This is a genomic window from Corynebacterium sp. 32222D000AT (assembly GCF_053546955.1).
The window spans coordinates 117,357-140,654 of sequence record NZ_JBPPVW010000007.1; the positions used below are offsets into that span (position 1 = coordinate 117,357).

The window sequence follows — 23,298 nt, forward strand, 5'->3', positions numbered from 1 at the left end:
AGGTGACCCTGCGCTGCGCTACTTCACGTAGGTGCCAACCTTGGCGTAGATTTCCGGCATCTGCTGGTCCACGCGCTTGCCGCAGAGTACCCAGGCCGCCGCGTAAATCGCCGCGGGCAGGGCCACGGTCACCAGCACGCCCAGGCCGGTGAGCAGGGCCGAGGACTGGCTCACCCCGATGGTCATCAGGATGCCGCCGGGCGCAATCGGCAGCCAGCCGGCCAGCAGCACCACGAAGGCGCTAATAAACGCCGCGGCCTGCATACCGGACTTGTCCGTCCAGGGGTTCGCCCCGGGCGCGGACATGGGATACGGGTTGAAGGTGGTCATCACCATGGACAGGCCGCAGGCCGACAGCAGCAGGCCGAGGGTGGCCACGCCCACGAGCGCGGTCAGCGAAGGTTCGGGCTGGATGATGAGCAAGACGACGAAGAGGACGACCGCCGCGATAACACCCGGGGTGATCATGGCCAGGTGACGGGCGTAGAGGAAGACCCGCGGGCGCAGCGGCGTCATCATGGTCACCCAGTTGCTGGGCCCGGCGTAGCCGAAATCGTTGGAGGCGCTGATCCCGCCCAGGACCCCCGTAAAGGCCAGGAAGAACAACGCTTCCACCCCGCGGCCGCCGAGGCTCATCACGACGGCGAAAATGATCATCACCGGCAGGAGCATAAGCGTGGACGACAGCCGCGTATCGCGGATAAAATACCGCAGCACGCGCTTGTATTCCATCGCCGCCGGGCTGGCATAGGGCAGGCCCGGCAGCCGCAGGGCGCCCACGCCCTGGGCCCGCGTTCCTTCCGAGGCCTGCGGCGCGGACTCGTAGGCCTGGCGGACACTACGGGCGGTCTGCCGGCGCCACAGCCACAGCCCCAGGGCCAAAAAGACCACGGCGGCCAGCAGCTGCCCCGCGGCCAGCGCCCACTGCCCGTTGGCTACCGATGCCGCCCAGCCCATGCCGGCCCCCAGCGGCGTCCAGGCGGCGACCTCGCCGAAGCCAACGATGGGCAGGCCCTCGACGCCCAGGTTCTGGACGGCGACGAAGCCGAAAATAACCAGCACGAAGCCGAGGCCGGAAATCATCGACGTCCGCGACTTGCTGGCCCCCATCTCCTTGACCACCAGCTGCGCTGCGCCCGCCATGACCTCGGTCCACACCACCGCCAGCGCCAGCGAGAAGACCTGGCCCAGGACGAAGACTACGATCGACGGGGCGGCGCCGTTGGCCGCCAGGATGAGGGATCCGGCCACCGCGAAGATGAGGGTGACCGCAGCGGCGATGAAGACGCGGCTGGACCACAGCGCCACCCGCGCGAGCCCGCGCTCGGCCGTGGCGGCATCGATGGGCAGGCCACGCAGATCCAGCGGACCGACCTGGCGCTCCCCGGCGGGCATGAAGATGCTGATGACGATCAGCGCCGCCGTGCCTAGGGCCACGGCACCGGTTAGGGCGTGGAAACGCCCCGGCCCTTCGGAGACCTCCAGGCCGACGTTCAGGGTCACGCTGGCCAGGCCGATGAGCGCGTAGAGGCCGAAAAGCGCCACCAGCCAGGTCTGGGACGGGTTGGACTTAAAGCTGCGCGTCCACAGCGTGCGGTGCAGGGAAAACAGCGTGGCGGGCACCGATTTCTTAGTCATCGCGGCCACCCCGCAGCCAGCCCAGGGAGCCCTCGGCCAGGGACCCGCCGCCGGTCAGCTCGATGAACAGGTCGGTCAGGCTGCGGCCCTGGCGCACGTTATCGACGTGGCCGCAGGTGGCCACCCGCCCGCGGTGAATCACCGCGACGTGATCGCACAGCCCCTCGACCAGCTCCATCACGTGGGAGGACAAAATGACGGTCTTTCCGCCGGCGACGAACTCCCGCAGGATCGACTGGATGAGCCGGCCGGAGACCGGATCCACCGCCTCCAGGGGCTCGTCCAGCACCAGCACGTCCGGGGCGTGCAGCAGGGCGCCGGCCAGCAAGATCTTCTTGGTCATGCCGGCCGAGTAGTCCGCGATGTACTTGGAGCCGGCATCGGAAAGCTGCAGCGCCGCCAGCAGCTCCTCGGAGCGGCTGGCCACCACGGATTCGTCCATCCCCCGCAGCGCGCCCAGGTAGTAGAGGTATTCGGGACCACTCAGGCGATCAAAAACCGGGGCGCCGTCCATAAGCAGCCCGACGCGGGCGACCGCCTGGTTGTGCTCGGCCCACACGTCGTGGCCGGCTAGGAAGGCCTGCCCGGCGTCGGGACGTACGAGCCCGCAGGCCATCGTCAGCATGGTGGTCTTGCCGGCGCCGTTGGGGCCCACGATGCCGTAGAGCGAACCGCGCGGGATATCCAGGCTGAGGTTGTCCACGGCCGGGGTGCCGGAGAAAGCTTTACTCAGGCCGCGCACCGCGAAGGCCTGAGTGGTCGGATCAGCGGCGAGCTGGGGAAAGTTGGGCTGCGTCATGCCCGCCAGATTATCAGCTGGCTATCCACCCCGCTGGGTAGTTCTAAACGCCGGCCGGCTCCTTGGCGTCGGTGGAATCCTCGTCCCGCTCCTCGGCGGCCAGCTGGCCGCAGGCCGCGGCGATCTCCTGGCCCTTGGTGTCGCGCACCGTGCACGGCACGCCCTGGGCCTGGACGCGGCGGACGAACTCGTCCTGGCGCGCCTTCGGGGCGGCGTCCCACTCCGAGCCCGGCGTCGGGTTCAGCGGGATGACGTTGACGTGGACCTTGGATCCCAGCGCCTGGTGCAGCTTGCGCCCCAGCATGTCCGCGCGGAAATCCTGGTCGTTCTTGTCGCGGATGAGCGCGTACTCGATGGACACGCGCCGCGAGGTCTTTTCCACGTAGTAGCGCGCGGCGTCCAAGACTTCCTCGACCGACCAGCGGTTGTTGATCGGCACCAGGGTGTCGCGCAGCTCGTCGTCCGGGGTGTGCAGGGACACGGCCAGGGTGCAGGAGAGGTCTTCGTCCGCCAGCTTGCGGATGGCCGGTGCCACGCCGACGGTGGAGACCGTCACGTTGCGCATGGACATGCCGAAGCCGAAGGGCGCGGGCGCGGTGATCTGGCGCACCGCCTGCACGACGCGCTTGTAGTTGGCCAGCGGCTCCCCCATGCCCATAAAGACGATGTTGGACAGGCGGCCGCCCTCCGCGGCCATCTCCTTCGCCGCGTTGCGGACCTGCTCGACGATCTCCGCGGTGGACAGGTTGCGGTCCAGCCCGCCCTGGCCGGTCGCGCAGAACGGGCAGGCCATGCCGCAGCCGGCCTGGGAGGAGATGCACAGGGTCGCGCGCCCCGGGTAGCGCATCAGTACCGACTCCAGCAGGGTCCCGTCGTGCAGGCGCCACAGGGACTTGGTGGTCTCCCCGTCGTCCGTGCCCAAGTGCTTGATCGGGGTCATCAGCTCCGGGAAGAGCGCGTCCTGGATGTCCTGGCGGGCGCTAGCCGGGACGTCGGTCATGTCCTCGACGTTGTTGGTGTAGTGGACGTAGTAGTGCTGGGCCAGCTGCTTCGCGCGGAACTTCGGCAGGCCGAGTTCCGCGAGCTTGGCTACGCGTTCTTCGTGGGAAAGGTCGGCGAAGTGCTTCGGCGGCAGACCACGCCGCGGGGCCGAGAAGTTAAGTTTCACAGACTGTGCCATAATGCCTCCCATTTTGGCACGTCTGCGGGCCAAGTGCCCAATCTAACGGCGCCCACGCGGCCCAGAAGTGGCGCAACCAACCCGCGACACGTTTAAATATTTATATGACACATTCCCGAAACGCAGAACCGGATTACACCGACGCCTACGAAGGCGCCGGCTCGACGCACCCCCAGTCCCCCGCCACCACCGGAGCAGGTGCCGACTCCGGCGCCCTGGAGACCACCCCGGCCACCGACGAGAAGCCGCAGGGCAAGGGCAAGGTCTCCGGTTCCTTCGCCGCCTCCACCTGGGTGGCTCTCATCATCGGCTTCCTGTTGCTTATCCTGCTCATCGTCTTCATCATGCAGAACCAGCAGTCCGTGCCGGTCAACTTCCTGGGCTGGAGCGGTGACTTCCCCGCCGGCATCGCCTTCTTGTTGTTTGCTATCGCCGGCGCGCTGATTATGGCGTGCGTCGGCGGCTGGCGCATGTTCGAGCTGCGCCGCCAGGTCAAGCGCGCCGGCCGCTAGGTCGCCAGGTAGGACATCGCGACCCAGGTGACCATGGCGGACGGCAGCATGCCGTCGAGCCGGTCCATCAGGCCGCCGTGGCCGGGCAGGATGGCGGACATGTCCTTGATGCCCAGCTCGCGCTTGAACTGGGACTCCACCAGGTCGCCCAGGGTCGCGCAGAAGACCAGCCCCACGCCCATGATCGCGCCGATCCAGGCGTCGGTGTGGAGCAAGAATTTCACGCTCAGGGCACCGGCGACGGTGCCGAACAGGATGGAACCGGCGAATCCTTCCCAGGACTTTTTGGGGCTTACGGCCGGGGCCATCGGGTGCGAACCGAACATCACGCCCGCGATATAGCCGCCGGTATCCGAGGCCACCACGCACAACATGAAGGTCAAAATGGAGGCCGAGCCGCTGGCCAGCGGGGTTTCCACCCGCGAGAGCATGGCGGCAAAGGTGCCGAAGAGGGGGATCCAGGTCAGCACGAAGATGCCGACCGACATGTCCCGCATGTAGTGGATCGGCGGTCGGTGCCGACCGTTGTGAAACAGACGGCCGAACATCAGCGCCAGCACCGCGGTCACGTAGACCGCCACCAAACCGCCGGCCTCCGCGAGCCAGGAAATCCAGACCATGGCCTGCCCGCCGATGATCATCAGCGTGCGCGGCAGGTGGTAGGAATGCTCCCGCAGGCGGGTAAGCACCTCCCACATGGCCACGCCGACGGCGACGGAGACCACCGGGTACCACGCGAGCGGGCCAACCCACACCGCGAAGATAACCAACGCCCCGAGGGCGACCCCCACGCCGATGGCGGCCGAGAGGTTGCGTCCCGCGCCGTTCTTCGGCTTCGGCAGGTGGCGCCGAGCAGGCGCCGCCTGGGCGGGCGCGGGATCGGACGAAGCAGGATTGGTCACTGGCATTCCTTCAATCGGCAAAGAAGTATCGAAAGGGCAATAAAACTTGGCCCCCGCGGCAGGCTATTGCGTGACGCGGCGGCACCCTACTCATCTCGTTCGAGCGGAGGCTAGACCTCCATCAACTCGTTTTCCTTGTTGTCGACGAGCTGATCGACCTGCTCGATGTAGCCGGAGGTGATCTTTTCCATCTCCTTCTCGGCGGCCACGACCTCGTCCTCGCCGGCGTCGCCGTCCTTCTGCAGCTTCTTCAGCGACTCCATGGCCTTGCGGCGGATGTTACGGATGGCGATCTTGCCGTCCTCACCCTTGGACTTGGCCAGCTTGACCATTTCCTTACGACGCTCCTCGGTCAGCTGCGGCACGGTAACGCGCAGCACGTGGCCGTCGTTAGTGGGGTTAACGCCCAGGTCGGAGTTGCGGATGGCGTTTTCGATCTCGCCAATCATGGACTGCTCGTAGGGCTTGATGAGCAGCATGCGCGGCTCCGGGACCGACACGGTAGCCATCTGGGTGATGGGCGTCGGGGCGCCGTAGTACTCCGCGACCAGACCGTTAAACATGGCCGGGTTAGCGCGGCCGGTTCGGATGGTCACCAGCTGCTCGCGGGTGTGCTCCACCGAGGCGGCCATGTGCTCTTCCGCACTGAGTTGAATATCGTCGATCATGAGTTAACGTTTCTCCCTTGAAATATCGAAACTAGCTGGGGAAAACCCTAGCAGGTTTAGCGCTTCTTTTGCTATTAGGACTGGACCAGAGTGCCGATCTGTTCGCCCGCCACGGCGCGGGCGATGTTGCCCTCCTCTAGCAGGTTGAAGACCAGGATCGGCATGTTGTTGTCCATGCACAGGCTGAAGGCGGTCGCGTCCGCGACCTTGAGGCCCTTTTCGATGACTTCCTTCGGGGTGATCTCGCTGTAGAGCTCCGCGTCGGGGTTGGTGCGCGGGTCGTCGGAGTAGACGCCGTCGACAGCCTTAGCGAGGAAGAGGACCTCCGCGCCAATCTCCAGCGCGCGCTGCGCCGCCGTGGTGTCCGTGGAGAAGTATGGCATGCCCATGCCGGCGCCGAAGATGACCACGCGGCCCTTTTCCAGGTGGCGCTCGGCGCGCAGCGGCAGGTAGGGCTCCGCGATCTGCGCCATGTTGATGGAGGCCTGCACGCGGCAGTCGACACCCAGCTGCTTCAGGAAGTCCTGCAGCGCCAGCGAGTTCATCACGGTGCCCAGCATGCCCATGTAGTCGGAGCGGGCGCGGTCCATACCGCGCTGGGACAGCTCGGCGCCGCGGAAGAAGTTGCCGCCGCCGATGACGACGGCGATCTCCGTGCCGTTGTTCGCCACCTCAGCGATCTGCCGGGCCACGTTTTCGACCACGTCCGGGTCGATGCCCACTTTGCCGCCGCCGAACATCTCGCCGCCGAGCTTGAGCATTACGCGCTTGTAGCCGGTCCTGTTTGTGCCTTCTGGGGTGGTTTCAGGCATGTCGTCTCCTTTGCCATGGAACGTAAAACAAGGTTTCTTTCGTTTCGACTTATCGTCTAAACGCGAGTCGAATTCATTCTACCCACTCCAGTGGCCTGCTTCCCCATGCCCCGCCCCGCCGCGCACGGGCCTGCCCGAAGATACGACAAACCCCAGGCAAGCTCTCCCGGGTGGGAGGAGCTTGCCTGGGGCAAAAGCGCGCGCACCTAGTGCGCTAGGGCTGGGGCCTTATTAGGCGCCGACCTCGTAGCGGACGAAGCCGGTGATGGTGGTGCCGGCTTCCTCAGCGACCTGCTTGACGGTCTTCTTGTTGTCAGAGACCGAAGCCTGCTCCAGCAGGACAACGGACTTGAAGAAGCCGTTCAGGCGGCCTTCCACGATCTTCGGCAGGGCAGCCTCCGGCTTGCCCTCCTCACGGGTGGTGGCCTCCGCGATGGAGCGCTCCTTCTCCACGATCTCGGAAGGAACTTCCTCGCGGGTCAGGTACTCAGCGTTCATAGCGGCGATCTGCAGAGCGACGGCGTGTGCGCCCTCGGCGTTGCCCTCGTAGGCAACCAGCACGCCCACTGCCGGCGGCAGGTCGGCGGAGCGCTGGTGCAGGTAGGTAGTGACGTTGTCGCCCTCGATGGTCACGGCGCGACGAGCCTGCAGCTTCTCACCGATCTTGGCGGACTCTTCGTCGATCAGGGTGGAGACAGCCTTGCCGTCGATCTCGACAGCGTTGAGCTCCTCGGTGGAGTTAGCCTTTGCGGCAGCGGCAGCCTCGGCGATCTTGGCGGCGAAAGCCTTGAAGTCCTCGTTCTTCGCCACGAAGTCGGTCTCGCAGTTAATCTCGACCATGGTGTTGCCGGACACGGCCACGAGGCCCTCAGTAGCTTCGCGGTCTGCGCGCTTGGAGACGGACTTAGCGCCCTTGATGCGCAGCAGCTCGACGGCCTTGTCGTAGTCGCCGCCAGCTTCCTCGAGTGCCTTCTTGCAGTCGAGCATGCCGGAACCGGTTGCCTCACGCAGTGCCTTAACGTCTGCAGCAGTGTAGTTCGCCATAATTCGGGCGATCCTCCTTGTGTAAAAAACGATGTTCGATGCACAAGCGTAGCCGATTAGCTCAGGTGCCGCCGGCGTAGGGTGGCCTTTTTACACTCCCCAAGCCGGACTAGGGCCCGCTTGTCCTAAAGCTTCAGTGCTCATGCCGCTTGCCTCGACGCTCACCGCGCGCACGGCGGGTGGTGTTTTAGCCAAGGCAAGCGTCCACCAGCATACGCTACAGCAAACCCCCGAGCCCACCGTTTCCGCGGGGCGCGGGGGTAACTGTTGGATTAGCCTTTTAGGGGCTTAGTTGCCGGCCGGCTGCTGGCCTTCCGGCTTCTGGACCTCGCCCTCAACCTTGAGTGCGTCGTCCGGGGACTGCTCAGCCTCGGTAGCCGAAGCCGGGTCGGAAGCGGCGGCGGCCTCAGCGGCGTCGCGCTGCTCCTTGGAGGCGGAGTCACCGGCGGCTTCCTTAGCGGCGGCCAGCTGGCGCTCTTCGCGAGCCTTGCGGCCCTCCTCAACTGCGGTGGCAACGATGCCGGTCAGCAGCTTGGTGGAGCGGATGGCGTCGTCGTTGCCCGGGATCGGGTAGTCGACGTCGTCCGGGTCGCAGTTGGTATCCAGGATGGCAACCACCGGGATGTTGAGCTTGTGAGCTTCCTTGACTGCGATGTGCTCCTTGTTGGTGTCCACGATCCACAGTGCGGACGGAGCCTTGGTCATGTCGGAGATGCCGCCCAGGACGCGCTCCAGCTTGGTGCGCTCGCGGTTGAGCATCAGGACTTCCTTCTTGGTGCGGCCCTTGTAGCCGTCCTCAGCCGCGTCCATGGCCTGAAGCTCCTTCATGCGCTTCAGACGCTTGGCAACGGTCTGGAAGTTGGTGAGCATGCCGCCCAGCCAGCGGTGGTTGACGTACGGCATACCAACGCGCTCGGCCTCTTCGGCGACAGCTTCCTGAGCCTGCTTCTTGGTGCCCACGAAAAGAATGGTGCCGCCGTGTGCGACGGTCTCCTTGACGAACTCGAAGGCCTCATCGATGTAGGTCAGGGTCTGCTGCAGGTCAATGATGTAGATGCCGTTACGGTCGGTGAAGATGTGACGGCGCATTTTCGGATTCCAGCGACGGGTCTGGTGGCCGAAGTGCACACCAGCGTCGAGGAGCTCGCGCATGGTTACGACTGCCATGTTTCGCTCGCTTTCCTAGTTCGGTTTTGGTTTTGGACAAAATATTCGTGCGGGTTTTTATCCCGCACCCTGGCTACGAAGGCCGTGGCCAACACCCCGCTTTAACCGCGGGGACCGCGTTGGCCGCGACTGCTGCGCACCTTCTAGCAGGAGGCAGCGGCTTCGCCGCGCGTAGTCAGCACGCCGCGCGCGTGGAAAAGATGAAAAAGCTCAGGCACGCACACAAGACATACTGCTGTGCTCAATAATAGCCGCAAAACCTGGTCGCGCCAAAACATAAGCGTGCCTGTGGATAACCCCGTGTTGACGAGTCAACCACTTCGGCCGATTTCGGCGAGTTATCCACAGGCGGCGCTGCGGCCCCTTTCCCCACGGCGACCACCCGGTCACAGTGAAGGCATGACTTTAAAACGAATTGTTCCCCGTATCCTGTCCGCCTGCTGTTCGACCACCCTGTTCCTGTTCTTGCTCGCTCCCCCGGCCGCCGTGGCCTACGTCGATCCCGTCTCCGGTTCCCCCACCCCGGGCCAAGTTCTGCGCGGCTTCGATCCGCCGGCGCAGCGCTGGCTCGCCGGCCACCGCGGCGTGGACTTGGCGCTCACGGTTGGCTCCCCGGTCCGCGCGGCCGACGACGGCCACGTCGCCTTCGCCGGGGTGGTTGCCGGAAAACCGGTGGTCTCCATCGATCACGCGGATGGCATCCGCACCACCTACGAGCCCGTCCACGCCCGGGTCAGCCGCGGCGAGGCCGTCGCCGCCGGCCAGGTCATCGGCACGCTGGGCCACCCGCACGACGACAAGCCCGGCCTGCACTGGGGTGCCCGGCGCGGCGCGGAAGACTACCTCGACCCACTCAGCCTGTTGGGCAGCCCGGTCATCCGCCTCAAGCCGCTGGCATCCGCGACCTCCTAGGCCGGTTTTCTACGCCCGCGGATGCGCCTGGCGGTAGACCTCCTGCAGGCGCTGCGCGGAGACGTGCGTGTAGACCTGCGTGGTCTGCAGCGAGGAGTGCCCTAAAAGTTCCTGGACCACGCGCAGATCCGCCCCGCCCTCGAGCAAGTGCGTCGCCGCCGAGTGCCGCAGCCCGTGCGGGGAGAGATCCGGCGTGCCGGTCACGGCCCCGGCGCGCTCGACGATGCGCCGGACCTGCCGCACATCAATCCGCTTGCCCCGCACACCGACGAACAGGGCGTCTTCGACGGCGGCCATGCGGGGGCGGGCATCGTCGAGCCAGTGCGCCAGGGCATCGGCGGCCGCGTGCCCGAAGGGCACCACCCGCTGCTTGTTGCCCTTACCCGTGACCCGGGCGGTGCCCCGGGCGAGATCGACGTCGTCGCAGTCGAGCCCGGCCAGCTCCGCCACGCGCATGCCGGTCGCGTACAAAAGCTCCAGGATGGCGCTGTCGCGGGCGAATTCCTCCTCGTTGTGGGAGACCGCGTTGCCGACCAGCTCGCCGGCCTGGGTCGTGCCCAGCACGGTCGGCAGGTGCTTGTCCACCTTGGGGCTGACCAGCCGGGCGGCCACGTCGGCGTCCAGGTAGCCCTGGCGCTGCGCCCACGTGGAAAAGGCGCGCACCGCCGCGGTGCGCCGCGCCAGGGTGGAGCGGGCCTTGCCCTGGCTGACCGCCTCCGCCAGCCACGCGCGCAGCGCGTTGAGGCGAAACTCCGCGAAGGTGCCCACCGTCCGGGACAGGTCAAGCAAGTCGGAACGGTAGCCGCGCACGGTCGCCGCCGACTTGCCCTCGACCAGCCGCTGGTGCTCGGCGAAGTCCTCGATCGCCTCGGCCAGCTGGCCGGCGGGGCGGGGCGTGGTAGTCATGCCCCACAGTCTAGTCCGCGGGTGGTCAGGCCTGCGGGAAGCTCCTAATACCCGTCTGCCAGACCGTCGCGGACCCACAGGTTGCCCTGGCGGCGCACCAGCTGCTGCTTTTCCAGCGCGACCAGCAGGTGGATGGCCAGCGGCAGCCGCATCCCGGCCTCGCGGGCGATGTCCTGGGCGCGGGCTCCCTCGGCCCGGTCGCTGGGCGGGACGGCGTCATAGACGCGCAGCTCGTTGCGCGACAGGCGCTGGGTGGGGCTGGCCGCGAAGTCCAGCTCGAACTGCTCGCCCGCGTCCACCTGGCCCACCGGGCTGATAAGCTCCCGGATCTGCTCCGCGTTCGCCACCAGCTGGGCGCGTTGTTCCTGGATGCGCAGGTGGCAGCCCACGGATCCGCGCCCGGTAATCGGCCCCGGTACGGCCATGACGACCTTGCCAAGCGCCTCCGCCCAGTTGGCGGTGTTGAGCGCCCCGGAGCGAAACGATGCCTCCACCACCACGGTCCCCGCGGTCAGCGCGGCCACCAGGCGGTTACGCGTGAGGAAGCGGTGGCGCTGCGGCGTGGTGCCCGGCGGGTATTCGCTGACCATGACGCCGCGCGCGGCGATGGCGTTAAACAGCGGCTCGTTGCGCGCCGGGTACGGGTAATCGACGCCGCACGCGGCCACCGCCACCGTCAATCCGCCGCTGTCGAGGGCCTGCTGGTGGGCGGTGGTATCGATGCCGAGCGCCCCGCCGGAGACCACCGTGACGTGGTGCTGGCACAGGTCGCGGGCCAAAAGCTGCGTCGCCTCGTAGCCATACCGGCTCATCGCCCGGGTGCCAACTAAGGCCACGGATTCTTGCACGGCCTGCCGCAGGCTGCCGCCGCGTACCCACAGCGAGTGCGGAGCCACAGCCTCCGCGTCGAAGCTGGCCGGGGCCTCCCCCGCCGCTTGGCCGAAAAAGCCGAAGGCGCTCGCGAACTCCTCGCGGGGCCATTCCGGGTCCCCGGGCGTGATCAGCCGGGCGCCGACGCTACGGGCGGCCGCTAGGTCCTCGTCCTGGCGCAGCCAGTCGCGCCGGCTGGCGGTCTGGCGCAGCAGCGGGCCTATCCAGTCCCGGGCGTGGTAGACGCCGTGGGCGACCTCATCGACCGAGTACTCGGCCAGCAGCGCGGCCAGGTGCCGCGACGGACCCTCCACGACCCGGTTCAGGTAGACCCAGGCGTCGAGCTCGGTGCGCAAGTGAAAATCGGACATAAAAGTTTTCCTCCCCCTGTAGTTGTTCCGTTTCTGGATTAGAGCGTCGAGTCCTGCCGCAGCTCCAGCGCCTGCGAGACCAAATCCAGGTCCGGCTGCTCCAGGCCGGCCAGGTCCGCGAGCGTCCAGGCCACCTTCAGCGCCCTGTCGATGCCGCGCTGCGTGATATCCCCCATCAGCAGCAGGGCCTTGAGCGTTTCCATCGCGTCTTCGGTCGCCGGGTATTCCCGCCGCATCCAAAACGTCGGCACCGCCGCGTTGGTGCGGGCATCCAGTCCGGCGCTCCGCCACCGGGCGGCGGATCGCTCCCGGGCCGCGGCCACCCGCTCGGCGATGACGGCGGAGGGCTCCTCGTCCGCGCTGCCGATGACCGCGCCCTGGGCGCTCAGGCTCAGGATGATGTCCAGGCGGTCGCGCAGCGGCCCGGAGATGTTGCGCAGGTAGTTCTGCCGGTCGGCGGAGCGGCACCGGCAGCGGGAGGCCTGGTCGGCCCCGCAGCGGCACGGGTTGGCGGCCATGACCAGCTGGAAGCGCGCGGGGAAGCTGACCTCCCGGCGCGCCCGGGCCACGCGCACGATGCCCTCCTCCAGCGGCGCCCGCAGCCCGTCCAGGAAGGCGGCGGGGACTTCGGAAACCTCGTCGAGGAAGAGCACCCCGTTGTGGGCCAGGCTGACCGCGCCGGGCCGCACGCGCGCTCCCCCGCCGCCAAGCAGCCCCGCCCGCGTAATCGACGAGTGCGGGGCGATAAAGGGCGCGTGCCCGATGACCGTCCCCGCCGATCCGGCCAACGAGTGAACGGCCGTGGTCTCGACGGATTCGTCGGTGCTCAGCGCCGGCAGAATGCTGGGCAGGCGCGCCGCAATCATGGACTTGCCGGAGCCGGGCGGGCCCACCATCATCAGGTGGTGGCCGCCGGCCGCCGCGATCTCCGCGGCCTTCTTCGCCGGCGCCTGGCCGGCCACGTCCCGGAAATCCAGCGGCGTGCGCGGCGCCTGCGCGTGCGCGCCCGGCCCGGCCGCCGCGGCGGCCGACTGCAGCGGCGTCGCCCCGCAGACCCACGCCAGCGCCCTCTCAAGCGTCGGTGCGACCAGCACGTTCATGTCGGAAATCAGCGCGGCCTCCGCGGCGTTGTCCGGCGGGATGAGCACCGTGCGGTAGCCGTGCTTGCGCGCCGACAGCAGCGCCGGAATGACCCCGGGCACCCCGCGCACGGTCCCGTCCAATCCCAGCTCGCCCAGCACCAGGCAGCTAGCCAGGCGCCCCGCGGGGCTGGCGCCGTCAATGCCCGTTTCCAGGTCCGCCTCCGGTCCCATCGCCGCGACCAGGATGGCCAGCGCCATGGGCAGGTCGAAGTGGGAGCCCGACTTTGGCATGGACGCCGGCGACATGGAGATGATGATCTTCGTCTTGGGCCAGCGCAGCTGCGAGTTGGTCACCGCGGTGCGCATGCGCTCCCGGGATTCCGTGATGGCGGTATCCGCCAGGCCCACCACGTGGGTGCCGGGCAGCCCGGCCCCGATATTGGCCTCGACGGTGACCACGTTGGCCAACACCCCGTCCAGGGCGGTCGTATAGCATTTACCGAGCGCCATCATCGACCCCCGGGTAGTGCTCGAGCTCGAAGCCTGCGCCGCAGGTCACCAGCGCCACGACGTCGAAGCGCACCTGCGTGAAAGGCTTGTCCTTCAGCCAGAGCCGCGCCGCCTTGCGCAGGCGCGCCAGCTTGCGCGGGCTCACGGCCTCGGCGACGCCGAAGTCGCGCCGGCTGCGGGTTTTGACCTCAACGAAGATGACGGTATCGCCCGCCAGCACGACAAGGTCGATCTCCCCGACCGCGTAGTGGACGTTGTGGGCCAGGACTTGGCCGCCGCGGCGGCGGTAGAACTGCGCCGCGTAGGCTTCCCCGCGGCGGGCTAAGGCATGGTTGCGTGTATAGGCGGTGTGCATGTAGAAATTCCCCCAAAAATCTGTGGCTTAAAACGCGTGCCGACCGGCACACCCACATCACACCGCCGCAGTCAACCCCCGCACAAGAACAGTTGGGCCCGCGCGGGCCGAAACTGTGGATAACTGCTTAGCACCCCGAGTTATCCACAGGCGCCGCGCGCTCCAAGTTGCGCGCTGCCCCGCCAGCGCCTATAGTGCCGCAGCCCTAGTCGGGCAGGACGAAATCGGGCTTGTCGAGCTCCTCGATGTTGACGTCCTTGTAGGTGATCACTCGGACGTAGCGCACGAAGCGGGCCGCGCGGTACATGTCCCAGACCCAGGCGTCCGACATGCGTACCTCGTAGTAGACGTCCGCACCGGAGGTGTGCGGGATGAGCTCTACCGCGTTCGCCAGGTAGAAGCGTCGCTCGGTCTCGACCACGTAGGAAAACTGGCTGACCACGTCGCGGTACTCGCGGTAGAGCGACAGCTCGACTTCAGCCTCGTAGTTGTCCAGGTCCTCGGCACTCACGTTGGTCTTCCTCCTTAGCGCGTGGGCAGGTAATAACGCCCAGCATATTCTGCCCGCGGCCCGCACACGTCAAGGCGCGCCCAGGTATTTTCGCTGCGCCGCGGCGACGTTCGCATAGCTCAGGCGGTGCTGCGGGTTCACCCCCAGCTCTTCGATGGCGCGCGTGTGCGCCGCCGTCCCGTAGCCCTTGTGCCCGGCCAGGCCGTAGCCCGGGTAGCGCTCGTCGAGTTCGGCCATCAGCCGGTCCCTAGAGACCTTGGCCAGCACGCTCGCCGCCGCGATGCACCGAGCCGCCGCGTCGCCGCCGGTCATCGGCAGCTGCGGGCAGGGCATGCCGGGCACCTTCAGGGCATCGGTAAGCACATAGCCCGGCCGCAGGTCCAGGCGCGCGACCGCCCGCCGCATCCCGGAGACATTGGCGTGCTGGATGCCGCGGCGGTCGATGTCGGCGGGCCCGATGTGCACGACGGCGAAGGCCCGGGCGCAGTCTTGGATGATGGGATAGAGCCGCTCACGCGCCCGCGGCGTGAGCTTCTTGGAATCAGTCAGGGTGGCAAGCTCCGGGATGATTTTGTCGGGCAGCACGCAGGCGGCGATGGTAATCGGCCCGCAGCACGCCCCGCGGCCGGCCTCGTCCACGCCCGCGACCGGCCCCAGGCCCGCCTTGGAAAGCGCGACCTCGTAGGTCCGCAACTGTTTCAGCGCCCGCACGTCCGGCTACCCCAGGATGTCCGGGTGCTCGACGATGCCGCCGCGCCCCAGCGGCAGGACCACCGCGCGCACCTTGCCGCGGACGTTGTCGACCGGGATGGTCCCCTGCCGGTTATCGCCCAGGTGGGCGCGGGAGTCGAGCGAATTCGTCCGCGAATCCCCCATCACCCACAGGCTGTCCTCCGGCACGGTCACCGGCCCGAAGTGGTCCCCGCCGCAGGCCTCCGAGCCGGTCAGCGGGTTGATCTCGTTGACCGGCGGGCTCAGCACGAAGGACTGATCCGTCGGCCGACCGTCGACCATCACGGCCGGGTCACCGGCCTGGCAGGACACGGTCTGCCCGCCGGTGGCGATGACGCGCTTGGTCAGGATGTTGTCCGCGTTGGGCACCAGCCCGACCAGGGAGAACAGGTTCTGGAGGCCGCGCGCCAGCACGTTGTTCGAGCGCTCCACGGTGAACTCGCCGTCCCAGGAGGGCGTGGAGGCGAAGACGATGACGTCGCCGGGCTGCGGGTCCTGGAAATAATACGAGACCCGCTCCACCGCGATGCGGTCGTTCTCGCAGCCGGCGCAGCCGTGGAAGGTCGGCTCCATCGAACCGGACGGGACCACGTAGAGCCGGCCGATGAAGGTCTGGATTAGGCTGAGCAGCACGACGGTCGCCACGACGGCCAGGGCCATGCCGCGCCACCAGCTGGCGCCGTCGTCCTCGTAGCGGGGCGCCTGGGCCGGCCGCTGCCCCGCCCGGCGGGTATCCGGGCGGGGATCCCCCGCGCGCCGGAAATCACGCCGGGGTGAACGCGCAGGCTGGCTACTGCTGGATGTCCGGGTCATCGACACCGCCGAGCCGGTCGAACGGGAAGAAGACGAAGGCTACCTTGCCGCGCACGTTTTCGTCCGGAATGGTGCCGTGGTAGGGGTCGTCGAGGTGGTAGCGCGAATCCGCCGAGTTGGTGCGGTTATCGCCCATCATGAAGTAGTTGCCCTCCGGCACGGTCACCGGGCCGAAGTACGGACCGCCGCAGGCCTCGGAGCCGGAGTTCTCGTCAACTGGGTAGGTCGGCGGATCCATCACGTAATCCTGGTTGACGGGCTTGCCGTCCACCATGACGGACGGGTCGCCAGCCTGGCAGGACACGGTCTGCCCACCGGTCGCGATGACGCGCTTGACCAGCGTGTTCTCGTCCGGCGGGGCGAGGGAGACGAAGCTCAGCGCCTCCTGGATGGCCGCGATGACCGAGTTATCCGAGCGCGGCGACTGGTAGTTGGTATTCCAAGAGTCGGTTCCCTCGAAGACGATGACGTCGCCCGGCTCGGGGTGGTTGTCGCCGTAGTAGCTGATCTTCTCGGTGAAAATCCGGTCGTTGGTGCAGCCCTCGCAGCCGTGCAGGGTCGGTTCCATGGACGCCGACGGGATGACGTACTGGCGGCCGATGAAGGTCTGCACGACGCCGACAACCAGCAGCACGCCCACGACGATCAGAGCCGTTTCCACCAGCCACGGCAGCTGCTTCTTTTCCTGCTCCACCGGTTGCGCCGGGGACTGCTCGGGCTCATCCGGGGTCGGGGTTGATGCTGTGTTGTCGTAATTCACGCAGTAGATCCTATCAACAATGCCGACCGCGGCGGCGAGCACCTCGCGGGCAGCCGCCGAAACGGCCCCGACATGACAAAACGCCGCCGGCCCGGACTTAGTGGTCCGAGGAACCGGCGGCGTGGAGCGCACCCACGAGCTTTGGGTGCGCGGGGAGCGACTAGCGGCGCTCCTTGATGCGGGCCTTCTTACCGCGCAGGTCGCGCAGGTAGTACAGCTTGGCGCGGCGGACGCGGCCACGGCGGGAGACCTTGATGGAGGCCAGGTTCGGGGAGTGCACCGGGAAGGTACGCTCGACACCAATACCGAAGGAGACCTTGCGGACGGTGAAGGTCTCGCGGATGCCGGAGCCCTGGCGGCGGATGCAGACGCCCTTGAACAGCTGGGTACGCTCGGTGCTGCCCTCGATGACCTTCACGTCAACCTCGAGGGTGTCGCCCGGGCGGAAGGCCGGGATGTCGTCGCGCATCTGCGCGGCATCGATCTTGTCGATGATGTTGCTCATTGTTTGAATCCTTTTCAGTTTAAGACAGAGGACCCTAGCGCCAAGGCGCCGGTTCGTGCCTGTTACATACAGCAGTTGTCTATTTTGACACAACCATAAAGGCCACGCCAAATCCCGGCGTGCGGTACTTTGGCCCTATGAAGAACCGTGTCACCGCCACCGTAACCGCTGCGATTGCCACCGCGTGCGTGGGCCTGCTGGCCGCGTGCAGCAATCCCGACTCCGTCGACACTGCCAGCGAGCCTGCTAGCGATACTGCCAGCGCTCCGGCCAGCTCTACCAGTTCCGCGACCGCCCCGACCTCGACCGCGGAGGAGACAGCTCAAGAGACTTCGACGACGTCGGCTCCGGCGTCAACGGCGGCACCGGATTCCTCGGCCGTGGAGGCTGCGCCTCACGACGCCGATTGCGCCGTCGATACTCAGGCCGCCGAGATTTACGACAACCTCGACAAGCTTCCCGCCAACAGCTACGGGTGGGAATACCTGGGCGAGACCAACTACAACCCCTGCCATACGCTGACCTGGGCTACGGTCCTCCAGGCCGAGCGCGGCAACGCGCAGTACGGGACCCAGCTCATGCTCTTCCACAACGGCGAGTTCTTGGGTGTCGGCAGCGACCCGCCCCAGCAGCACACCGTCATCGACAGCACCGAGGACTCCGTGACGGTCCGCTTCAAGGACTACGAGGCCCTCGATGCCGCCGGCGGCGGCTTCGCCGACTCCCCGAACTACACCGAGGACGTCACCTTCCAGTGGGATGGCACCCGGGTCGTTCCCATCGGGCGCATCCCGGGCAGCGCTTCTTAGCGCCCGAAGCCGGCCTTGCGCAGCGCGTCGGCCATGGAGCCGCCCTGCGGGGCTGCCGCCTGGCCGCGTTTGCCGCCGCGCGGCTTGTTCGGCTTCTTGCCGCCGCCCTTCGGGCCCCGACCGCCCTTGGCTTCCTTAGCAGGCTTGCCGTCCTGGCCGGGCTCGTCGTCCAGGCGCAGGCTCAAGCTGATGCGCTGGCGCTGCACGTCGACGTCCATGACCTTGACCTTGACGACCTCGCCGGAGCGGACCACCTCGTGCGGGTCGGAGACGAATTTGTGGCTCATCGCGGACACGTGAACCAGCCCGTCCTGGTGGACCCCCACGTCCACGAAGGCGCCGAAGGCGGCAACGTTGGTGACCGTGCCCTCCAGGATCATGCCAGGGGTCAAGTCGGAGACCTTGTTTACTCCCTCGCGGAAGGTGGCGGTCTTGAACTCCGGGCGGGGGTCGCGGCCCGGCTTGTCCAGCTCCGCGATGATGTCGGTCACCGTCGGCACACCGAAGGTCTCGTCGGCGAAGTCCTGCGGGTTCAGCGCGCTCAACACCCGGCAGTTGCCAATCAGCTCGCCGATGCCCAGCCCCGTCGACTTCGCAATCGCCGCCACGATTGGGTAGGCCTCCGGGTGCACCGCGGAAGCATCCAGCGGGTCGGTGCCGCCGGTGATGCGCAGGAAGCCGGCGGACTGCTCGAAGGCCTTAGGCCCTAGCCGCGGAACCTTCTTGAGCTCCTTGCGGCTGGCGAAGCTGCCGTGCTCGTTGCGGTAGGCCACGATGTTACCGGCGATGGTGGAGTTCACCCCGGCGACGCGCTCCAGCAGCGGGACCGAGGCGGTATTCAGGTCCACCCCTACCCCGTTGACGGCGTCCTCGACGACCGCGTCCAGGGTGCGCGCCAGCTGGGTCTGGTTGACGTCGTGCTGGTACTGGCCCACGCCGATGGCCTTCGGGTCGATCTTGACCAGCTCGGCCAGCGGATCCTGGAGGCGGCGGGCAATCGAGACCGCCCCGCGCAGGGAGACGTCCATGTCCGGGAATTCCTCCGCCGCCAGCGGGGAGGCCGAGTAGACCGAGGCCCCCGACTCGGAGACCACCACGGGTGTGGGCCGCGCCCCGCCGGCCTGGGCGACCAGGTCAGCGACCTCGCCGGCCAGCTTCTCGGTCTCGCGGGAGGCGGTACCGTTGCCGATGGCCATCAGGTCCACCGAGTGCTGCGCGCACCAGGTGGCCAGCGCCTTAACCGCCTGCGACCACTGATTCTGCGGCTGGTGCGGGTAGATGATGGTGGTATCTAACACCTTGCCGGTCGCGTCCACGACCGCGCATTTCACACCATTGCGGTAGCCCGGGTCCAGGCCCAGGGTGGCGCGCTGGCCGGCCGGGGCGGCCAGCAGCACGTCGCGCAGGTTCGTGGCGAATACCTGCAACGCGCCCTCCTCGGCCCGCTCCTTCAGCCGCATGCGCACGTCCAGGCTGGAGGAGACGTAAAGCTTGGTCCGCCAGCCCCAGTGCACCGCGTTGGCCAGCCAGGCCGAGGAGGTATCCAGGTCGAAGCGATCCGCGATGATCCCCTCGTAAGCCGCGTCCTCGCCGGCGTCCAGGTTCAGGTGCAGCACGCCCTCGGACTCGCCGCGCAGCAGCGCCAGGATGCGGTGCGACGGCAGCGAGTCGAACGGCTCCGAGAAGTCGAAGTAGTCCGTAAACTTCGCTCCCTCGGCCTCCTTGCCCTCGACGACCTGGGCGCCCAGCGCGCCGTCGTCGAAGAACTTCTCGCGCACCTGGCCGACCAGGTCGGCATCGAGGGCGAAGCGGTCCACCAGGATGGCCCGAGCGCCCTCCAGCGCCTTCTTCGGCTCGGCAAAGCCCTCGGTCACGAACTGCTCAGCCAGCTTGTCCGGGTCCGCCGCCGGGTTCTCGATGAGCTTATCGGTCAGCGACTCCAGGCCGGCCTCGCGGGCGATGTCCGCCTTCGTCTTGCGCCGCTTCTTGTAGGGCAGGTACAGGTCCTCCAGGCGGGCCTTCGACTCGCAGGCCACAATCTGGGCGCGCAGATTGTCGGTCAGCTTGCCCTGCTCCTCGATGGCCGCCAGCACCGTTTCCTTGCGCTCTTCCAGCTCGCGCAGGTAGGTGGCGCGCTCCTCGATGGTGCGCAGCTGGGCATCGTCGAGCCCGCCGGTCGCCTCCTTGCGGTAGCGGGCGATGAAGGGCACGGTGTTGCCCTCCGCCATGAGCTTGAGCGCGACCTCGACTTGGTCGACGCGCACGTTCAATTCCGCAGCAATCGTGGCTGCAATATTCACAAAACACCTCTTCTACTAAGAATCTAAATTACCGGGACGACGAGTACGCCAGGGTCGTGCCCAGGCCAAACTCGGTGTGTCCGATTTCGCTCGTGCCGTAGCTTAGCGCCGCGGCGGGCAGCGTCTCCGCGACCGCCTGGGTCACCTTCGGCAGCGCCAGCGTGGTCTCCGCGTTGACGATGACCCGCCACACCACCAGCCCGACCGGCTCCTGGCCGTGCTTCCAGACGTACTCGCGGACCAGGACGTTGTCCGCCGCGCACTCGGCGTCGACGACCTCGACCGCGATGTCGCTGACGGTGACGCGGCGCTCGGCCAGGGCGGCGGGCATCGCGGGCACGCATGCGCGCAGCTCCTCCTCGCCCACCAGGACGGACAGATCGGTAGATACCTCCATGCCTACTGGGCCTCCCCATCCGCGTCGAGGCCTGCCAGGAAGGCGCGGTCGGCTTCGCTGAGTTCGGCACCTTCCAAAAGCTCCGGGCGGCGGGCCCGGGTGCGGCGCAGCGACTCCTCCCGGCGCCAGCGGTCCACCTTCGCGTGATCGCCCGAGGCCAGCACCTCCGGCACCGGAAGCTCCCGCCACACGCGCGGCTTGGTGTAGCTGGGGCCTTCCAGCAACCCGTCGGAGAAGGAATCTTCCTCGTGCGAGCGCTGGTTGCCCAGCACGCCCGGCACCAGCCGGACCACGGCCTCCGCGATCACCAGCACCGCGACCTCGCCGCCGATAAGCACGTAGTCGCCGATGGAGACCTCGCGTACCCGGTAGCGGCGCTGGGCGTCGTCGATGACGCGCTGGTCGATGCCCTCGTAGCGCCCGCAGGCAAAAACAATGTGGTCCTCGCGGGAAAACTCCCGCGCGTGCGCCTGCGTGAACGGCTCGCCCGCCGGCGTCGGCACGATAAGCAGCGGGCGGTCGTCCTCCTCGCCGGGGGCGCCGTCGCCCGCATACGGGCGCGCCTCGATGCTCTCCAGCTCGTCGTGGCGGGCCCGGTTCAGGTGCGGCAGCGAGGACTCCAAGCGCGCGGCGGTAGCGGCCGGACCGGTGCCGGCGGCAACATCGTCCAGCGCCGGGCCCCAGACCGTAGGCTTCATGACCATGCCCGGACCGCCGCCGAACGGGGAATCATCCACCGACTTGTGCCGGTCCGTGGCCCACTGGCGCAGGTCGTGGACGCCGACCTGCAGCAGGTCCTGCTCGATGGCCTTACCCAGCAGCGCGTGGCGCAGCGGCTCCAGATACTCCGGGAAGATCGTGACTACGTCGAGCCTCATAGATCCAGCAGCCCCTCCGGCGGGGTGACCGTCACGGTCCCCGCCTCCAGGTCAACCTCCGGGACCATTTCCTCCACGAACGGGATAAGTCCCGTGCTCCCCTCGGCGCCGCTAAACTCCAGCAGCGAGTGCGCGACCCCGGGCTGCAGGGCGGTGACCTCGCCGATGTCCGCGCCGTCGTGGATGACGCGCAGGCCCAACAGTTCGTGTTCGTAGAAGCCGTCGTCGTCGGCATCGTCAAGCGGGGGCGCGAAGAACTTGGTGCCCCGCAGGGAATCTGCGGCGGTGCGGTCCGGGATCTCCTCGAAGCGCACCAACAGGCGCGCCTGGTGCGGGCGCACCGACGCGATAGTCAGCGTGTGCTCCTTGTTTCCCTGCTTGCCCTGCAGCACCTCACCCACCGCAAAGCGGGCGTCTGGGTCGTCCGTGGTCACGTCCACCGCGACCTCACCTTTCACCCCGTGCGACTTCACGACGCGGCCAATCATCAAATCCATACGCACCATACTAATTGGCGCGCTCGCTAGACTGGACACCGATGGACCACCTACCGATTAACCGCCCCGAGACCTTCGGCGAAGCCACCCCGGCCGAGGGCACACTGACCCACCTCAACCTGCTCGAGCTCGCCCCGCCCAGCGATGCCTCCCGGCCCCGCCCCGGAGTCCGCCGCGTACTGACCGCCGACGGCGTCAACCTCATCCTATTCAGCTTCCTGCCCGGCCAGTCCCTGCCCGATCACAAGGCCGCCCACCCCATTACGGTGCAGTGCTTGGCCGGAGAAGTCACTTTTGGATTCGAGGGTCAGTCCGCTGCCGTCACCCCCGGCACTGTGATCCACCTCCCTGCCTACGCGCCGCACCGGGTCGATTGCCCCGCGGAGAAAAACAAAGGTGACGCCCCTGCCGTCATGCTGCTCATGATGCACACGGGAGAAAATCCGCGCCAATAAATAAAGACTTTTCACCCCCATGCGCCGCCTTCTCACTACGCGAGACAGTTCTTGGATAAAAATTCAGTGATACCGTGGCGAGGGTGGAACAGCGATCGAAGCCTTACCATCACGGTGACCTGTACAACGAGTTGCTACGCATTGCAACCAAGTACGGCAAGCGCGGAGGCCCCTCTGCCGTGACCATCCGGGCGGTCACCCGCGAGGCCGACGTTTCCCCGACGTCCGCCTACCGCCACTTCAAGAACCAGGGCGAGCTCCAGCACGCCGTCGCCAAGGCCGCCATCAGCGAGCTAGTCCGCCGCACCCAAGGCGCGCTCGACAGCTTTGGCGCCGGCACCACCACCGCCAGCCAAGCGCTTCACGATGCCGCCTGGGCCTACTTCAATTTCTCCTGCGAGGAGCCCAATTTCTTCCGCTGCATGCTCAACATCGCGGACACGACCTTCGCCACCGCCTTCAGCGCCACGCTCAGCAACGCCGAGGCGCTGTCCCCCGCGGAGCTAGCCAACCGCCACCAGCTGCCGCACTCGCACGTCGAGGCCATCCTCGCCTACCGCAGCGCCATGACCGCCTACGCCTCCGAGGCCGGCACCGCGCTGTCCGAGGAGCGGCTCCTCCACAACACCATCAGCGCCTGGTCCACTCTGCACGGCTTCACGCATCTGTGCCTCGAAAGCCACCTGTCCACGCTCGAGGAGTCGACACAACTGCAGCTAGCCGATCACGTCTTCGCAACAGTACACAAAGCCTTGCTGGACTAGTAGATACTACTAGCGGTTTCCTCCTGTTCGCGTGCCCGCGCCTCGGTGGGCATTATCCACAGCCCCCGCCCGTGAACTGGCCCCCGAAAGTTGGACTGGTTTTAATTCTAGGCGGTTAGGGCTTCAAGGGTCTGATTTCGATATTGCAT

26 protein-coding genes are annotated in these 23,298 nt (G+C 67.3%); 5 read left to right on the plus strand and 21 right to left on the minus strand.

The features are described from left to right. Positions 1–18: 18 nt before the first annotated feature. From ACEE23_RS06230 to rlmN, 3 genes are read right to left on the minus strand one after another with little or no spacing between them, the layout of a single operon-like run. Positions 19–1,638, minus strand: a complete 1,620-nt coding sequence (locus tag ACEE23_RS06230) for a hypothetical protein (RefSeq protein WP_448872428.1) — start codon at positions 1,636–1,638, stop codon at positions 19–21. Continuing rightward, entirely contained in the window at positions 1,631–2,437 is an 807-nt protein-coding gene (locus ACEE23_RS06235) for an ABC transporter ATP-binding protein (RefSeq protein WP_448872426.1), read from the minus strand. The genes ACEE23_RS06230 and ACEE23_RS06235 overlap by 8 nt, the downstream gene beginning before the upstream one ends. A 43-nt stretch (positions 2,438–2,480) precedes the next feature. Further along, a complete protein-coding gene (gene rlmN, locus ACEE23_RS06240) occupies positions 2,481–3,617 on the minus strand; it encodes a 23S rRNA (adenine(2503)-C(2))-methyltransferase RlmN (protein ID WP_448872424.1) in 1,137 nt (378 codons plus the stop codon). Positions 3,618–3,721: 104 nt separating this feature from the next. On the opposite strand from rlmN, the gene ACEE23_RS06245 reads away from it, so the two are divergent. Then, positions 3,722–4,129, plus strand: a complete 408-nt coding sequence (locus tag ACEE23_RS06245) for a LapA family protein (RefSeq protein ID WP_368519117.1) — start codon at positions 3,722–3,724, stop codon at positions 4,127–4,129. Here ACEE23_RS06245 and ACEE23_RS06250 read toward each other — a convergent pair. The 5 genes from ACEE23_RS06250 to rpsB form a co-directional block, all read right to left on the minus strand. Continuing rightward, on the minus strand, positions 4,126–5,037 hold the full coding sequence (locus ACEE23_RS06250; RefSeq protein ID WP_409338161.1) for a phosphatidate cytidylyltransferase: 912 nt from the start codon (positions 5,035–5,037) through the stop codon (positions 4,126–4,128). The two genes, ACEE23_RS06245 and ACEE23_RS06250, sit on opposite strands and share 4 nt — an antisense overlap. 104 nt (positions 5,038–5,141) lie before the next feature. Beyond that, positions 5,142–5,699 (minus strand): ribosome recycling factor, encoded by a 558-nt coding sequence (gene frr, locus ACEE23_RS06255; RefSeq protein WP_368519115.1) that lies wholly within the window; start codon positions 5,697–5,699, stop codon positions 5,142–5,144. A 74-nt stretch (positions 5,700–5,773) separates the two neighbouring features. Beyond that, positions 5,774–6,511: a UMP kinase gene (gene pyrH, locus ACEE23_RS06260; RefSeq protein WP_448872421.1), complete on the minus strand. Its 738-nt coding sequence runs from the start codon at positions 6,509–6,511 to the stop codon at positions 5,774–5,776. Between the two features lie 231 nt (positions 6,512–6,742). Next, the gene (gene tsf, locus ACEE23_RS06265) at positions 6,743–7,555 is read right to left on the minus strand and encodes a translation elongation factor Ts (protein WP_368519114.1); all 813 of its coding nucleotides are present in this window, start codon (positions 7,553–7,555) and stop codon (positions 6,743–6,745) included. Positions 7,556–7,843: 288 nt separating this feature from the next. Next, positions 7,844–8,722, minus strand: a complete 879-nt coding sequence (gene rpsB / locus ACEE23_RS06270; RefSeq protein WP_368519113.1) for a 30S ribosomal protein S2 — start codon at positions 8,720–8,722, stop codon at positions 7,844–7,846. 399 nt (positions 8,723–9,121) lie between these two features. Here rpsB and ACEE23_RS06275 point away from each other — a divergent pair, with 399 nt between their 5' ends. Continuing rightward, on the plus strand, positions 9,122–9,634 hold the full coding sequence (locus ACEE23_RS06275; protein ID WP_368519112.1) for a M23 family metallopeptidase: 513 nt from the start codon (positions 9,122–9,124) through the stop codon (positions 9,632–9,634). Between the two features lie 9 nt (positions 9,635–9,643). On the opposite strand, the gene ACEE23_RS06280 is transcribed toward ACEE23_RS06275, so the two are convergent. From ACEE23_RS06280 to rplS, 9 genes are all read right to left on the minus strand, one after another. Continuing rightward, positions 9,644–10,540 (minus strand): tyrosine recombinase XerC, encoded by an 897-nt coding sequence (locus tag ACEE23_RS06280; RefSeq protein ID WP_368521234.1) that lies wholly within the window; start codon positions 10,538–10,540, stop codon positions 9,644–9,646. A 44-nt stretch (positions 10,541–10,584) separates the two neighbouring features. Further along, positions 10,585–11,781, minus strand: a complete 1,197-nt coding sequence (gene dprA, locus ACEE23_RS06285; protein ID WP_448872418.1) for a DNA-processing protein DprA — start codon at positions 11,779–11,781, stop codon at positions 10,585–10,587. 38 nt (positions 11,782–11,819) lie between these two features. Then, a complete protein-coding gene (locus tag ACEE23_RS06290) occupies positions 11,820–13,373 on the minus strand; it encodes a YifB family Mg chelatase-like AAA ATPase (RefSeq protein ID WP_448873549.1) in 1,554 nt (517 codons plus the stop codon). Beyond that, entirely contained in the window at positions 13,360–13,728 is a 369-nt protein-coding gene (locus ACEE23_RS06295; protein WP_368519109.1) for a YraN family protein, read from the minus strand. Before ACEE23_RS06295 ends, ACEE23_RS06290 begins: the two co-directional genes overlap by 14 nt. A gap of 205 nt (positions 13,729–13,933) precedes the next feature. Continuing rightward, positions 13,934–14,239: a DUF2469 domain-containing protein gene (locus tag ACEE23_RS06300; protein WP_070768865.1), complete on the minus strand. Its 306-nt coding sequence runs from the start codon at positions 14,237–14,239 to the stop codon at positions 13,934–13,936. A gap of 69 nt (positions 14,240–14,308) precedes the next feature. Further along, positions 14,309–14,950 (minus strand): ribonuclease HII, encoded by a 642-nt coding sequence (locus tag ACEE23_RS06305; RefSeq protein WP_448872842.1) that lies wholly within the window; start codon positions 14,948–14,950, stop codon positions 14,309–14,311. Between the two features lie 6 nt (positions 14,951–14,956). Then, positions 14,957–15,784 carry a signal peptidase I gene (lepB, locus tag ACEE23_RS06310; protein WP_409338344.1) on the minus strand — a complete coding sequence of 276 codons (828 nt, stop codon included), beginning with the start codon at positions 15,782–15,784 and terminating at the stop codon, positions 14,957–14,959. Continuing rightward, positions 15,762–16,478 carry a signal peptidase I gene (gene lepB / locus ACEE23_RS06315; RefSeq protein WP_368519414.1) on the minus strand — a complete coding sequence of 239 codons (717 nt, stop codon included), beginning with the start codon at positions 16,476–16,478 and terminating at the stop codon, positions 15,762–15,764. The genes lepB (ACEE23_RS06310) and lepB (ACEE23_RS06315) overlap by 23 nt, the downstream gene beginning before the upstream one ends. A 226-nt stretch (positions 16,479–16,704) precedes the next feature. Continuing rightward, a complete protein-coding gene (gene rplS / locus ACEE23_RS06320; RefSeq protein ID WP_290222280.1) occupies positions 16,705–17,049 on the minus strand; it encodes a 50S ribosomal protein L19 in 345 nt (114 codons plus the stop codon). A gap of 137 nt (positions 17,050–17,186) precedes the next feature. On the opposite strand from rplS, the gene ACEE23_RS06325 reads away from it, so the two are divergent. Next, a complete protein-coding gene (locus ACEE23_RS06325; protein WP_368519107.1) occupies positions 17,187–17,858 on the plus strand; it encodes an LppP/LprE family lipoprotein in 672 nt (223 codons plus the stop codon). Here the strand turns inward: ACEE23_RS06325 and ACEE23_RS06330 are convergent. From ACEE23_RS06330 to rimM, 4 genes are read right to left on the minus strand one after another with little or no spacing between them, the layout of a single operon-like run. Then, entirely contained in the window at positions 17,855–20,158 is a 2,304-nt protein-coding gene (locus ACEE23_RS06330; protein ID WP_448872845.1) for a Tex family protein, read from the minus strand. The genes ACEE23_RS06325 and ACEE23_RS06330 overlap by 4 nt on opposite strands. Positions 20,159–20,186: 28 nt before the next feature. Continuing rightward, entirely contained in the window at positions 20,187–20,555 is a 369-nt protein-coding gene (locus tag ACEE23_RS06335) for a hypothetical protein (RefSeq protein ID WP_368519105.1), read from the minus strand. Positions 20,556–20,557: 2 nt separating this feature from the next. Then, positions 20,558–21,433 (minus strand): tRNA (guanosine(37)-N1)-methyltransferase TrmD, encoded by an 876-nt coding sequence (gene trmD, locus ACEE23_RS06340; protein WP_368519104.1) that lies wholly within the window; start codon positions 21,431–21,433, stop codon positions 20,558–20,560. Beyond that, positions 21,430–21,930: a ribosome maturation factor RimM gene (rimM, locus tag ACEE23_RS06345; RefSeq protein ID WP_368519103.1), complete on the minus strand. Its 501-nt coding sequence runs from the start codon at positions 21,928–21,930 to the stop codon at positions 21,430–21,432. The genes trmD and rimM overlap by 4 nt, the downstream gene beginning before the upstream one ends. 41 nt (positions 21,931–21,971) lie before the next feature. Between rimM and ACEE23_RS06350 the strand changes: the two genes are divergently transcribed. Together ACEE23_RS06350 and ACEE23_RS06355 are read left to right on the plus strand one after the other, a co-directional pair. Next, positions 21,972–22,385, plus strand: a complete 414-nt coding sequence (locus ACEE23_RS06350) for a cupin domain-containing protein (RefSeq protein ID WP_368519102.1) — start codon at positions 21,972–21,974, stop codon at positions 22,383–22,385. 83 nt (positions 22,386–22,468) lie between these two features. After that, positions 22,469–23,149: a TetR/AcrR family transcriptional regulator gene (locus ACEE23_RS06355; protein ID WP_368519101.1), complete on the plus strand. Its 681-nt coding sequence runs from the start codon at positions 22,469–22,471 to the stop codon at positions 23,147–23,149. The last annotated feature ends 149 nt before the right edge of the window (positions 23,150–23,298 follow it).